The following is a 2262-nucleotide window of genomic DNA, read 5'->3' as shown; positions in this document are numbered from 1 at the left end:
AAAGAATTTTTTGCTTTCATGCGTGATGACAAACAGTTTTATTATCCTGATACTGATGCTGGTAAAGCAGAGTATCTAGCTCAAGCTAAGTCAATCATAGATAATATGAAGACTCGACTAGACGAAGTATTTACCATTCAACCTAAAGCCGATTTAGTTGTTAAAAAAGTTGAGGCATTTAGAGAAAAATCTGCAGGTAAAGCATTTTACGATCAACCTGCACCAGATGGCTCTCGCCCAGGGACTTATTACGCTAACTTATACAAAATGGATGCCATGCCAAAGTACCAAATGGAAGCGCTGGCTTATCATGAAGGGATCCCTGGTCATCATATGCAAATTGCTATAGCACAAGAACTGCAAGGCATTCCAAAATTCCGTAAGTTTGGTGGTTATACTGCTTATATTGAAGGTTGGGGACTTTATTCAGAATATTTCCCTAAGGAAATGGGCTTATATGCTGACCCATACTCTGACTTTGGTCGTTTATCGATGGAGTTATGGCGTGCATGCCGTTTAGTGGTTGATACAGGGATCCACGCTAAAAAGTGGACTCGTGAACAAGGCATTGCCTATTATGTTGAAAATACGCCAAATGCTGAATCCGATGCGATTAAAATGGTTGAGCGCCATATTGTGATGCCATCACAAGCTACCGCATATAAAGTCGGTATGATAAAAATATTACAGCTGCGTGAACAAGCCAAAAAAGAGTTAGGCTCAAAGTTTGATATTCGCGAGTTCCACACTTTAATTTTGAAAAATGGTCCATTGCCATTAGACATACTTGAAGAGCAAGTCAACAAATGGATTAAACAAGTGAACTCACTGTAACTGACAATGGGTCATCTGCACCAACGTAAAACGGCAACCTAAGGTTGCCGTTTTCATGTCACCATTACCACAAAAAAATAACCCCAGAACAAAGTCTGGGGTAAACCAAATAAACTAGGATGATGGTTTTAAGGCCGGCATTGTTTTAGTTCGAAAAGCATTGCCAACTCTGATCCAAAATTTGCTACCTTGCAGATTTGTACGCTTAATTGAAAAGGGGTCATTTCTCAACCAAACGCATGCTTCAAATCATTTCGAATCAACACACAACCATTGTATTGATATCAGAACAGACTTCAACCACTAAAGCAGCGTAAATCACTAACCCCTTGATTAGCAGGTTACGGATCAACTAATAAAGACATAGCTTAAATATCTGATATAAAAGGGATAAAAATAGAACATAACCTACAAGCAAAGCTTTGTTTTAAAAATAAAACAATGTTTCCACTTTGCTTAACATTAACGCTAAATAAGAGAGGGAGTAAATATGAATAAAGCGATTTGTTTTAAGTTTGCAGCATCAAACTTGTCATATCTTTTTCACAATAGGCTTATTGAAAAATCAATACGCCTATTGTGAGTAGATATCATCCTGCTCGCGGAAAAATGGCTATTTGATAAGCCCTTATTATCCGGCGTTGATGTTATTTACGCAGTTTATACAGGTGATCGAACTTAGCGTCCCAATATGGCGGGCTGCTAATATGCGTTTTAATAAAATCAATAAATGCACTGACTTTAGGAGCCAAGTGTTTACGACGAGGATATACAGCTTGTAATGGAAGGTTATGTGTCAACTGCCAATCGGGTAATAAAGGTACTAAAGTCCCTTGAGCAATCTCATCTTCCATCAAATAACTGGCTAAATACACAATGCCTAAACCACTCACCGCTGCCGATTTTAATGCTGGAGCATTATCAACACGGAAATTGCCTGACACGCCAATTTCGCAATAATCTTCACCTTTTCTAAATTGCCACATGCTGTGTTCATGCCACTCGCCTTGGTACACCAAACAATTGTGTTCGACTAATTGCTCAGGGCGGCTAATGTTACCATGTTGGGCAATATACCCCGGTGATGCGACTAACAAAAATTGACACTTCATTAGCGGTCTTGCCACCATACCTAGCGGCAATTGCTCAGACATGGTTAACAATAAATCTAAGCCTTCGCTGACAACATCAACTTTATGATCAAGTAAACTGACTTGCAGCTCAAGATCAGGATGTCTTGCCATAAACTCTGGTAAAGCGGGGATAATATGCATAGTACCAAATGATTGCGAGATCCCGACCTTCAATACTCCACGAGTTGCATCATTCAAGTTGTGCACACTCGATACGGCCTGCTCTGCATCGCGAAGTAATTCTTCACCCTGAAGATACAATAAATTACCGGCTTCAGTAAGACTTAAACTACGT

At 39.5% G+C, this 2262-nt stretch carries 2 protein-coding genes; one reads left to right on the top strand and one right to left on the bottom strand.

Features of this window, described 5'->3' with window-relative positions; all coding sequences use genetic code 11:
- The coding region (locus H5185_RS21740) for a DUF885 family protein (RefSeq protein WP_182743213.1) at nucleotides 1–834 on the top strand (834 nt) is incomplete at its 5' end.
- A 647-nt stretch (nucleotides 835–1481) separates the two neighbouring features.
- Here H5185_RS21740 and H5185_RS21735 read toward each other — a convergent pair.
- On the bottom strand, nucleotides 1482–2262 hold a 781-nt coding region (locus tag H5185_RS21735), incomplete at its 5' end, for a substrate binding domain-containing protein (RefSeq protein WP_182743210.1).

Origin of the sequence: Shewanella sp. SG44-6, assembly GCF_014164185.1 — a bacterium.
Lineage (GTDB): Bacteria > Pseudomonadota > Gammaproteobacteria > Enterobacterales > Shewanellaceae > Shewanella > Shewanella vesiculosa.
This window is presented reverse-complemented; position numbering and strand designations above follow the sequence as displayed.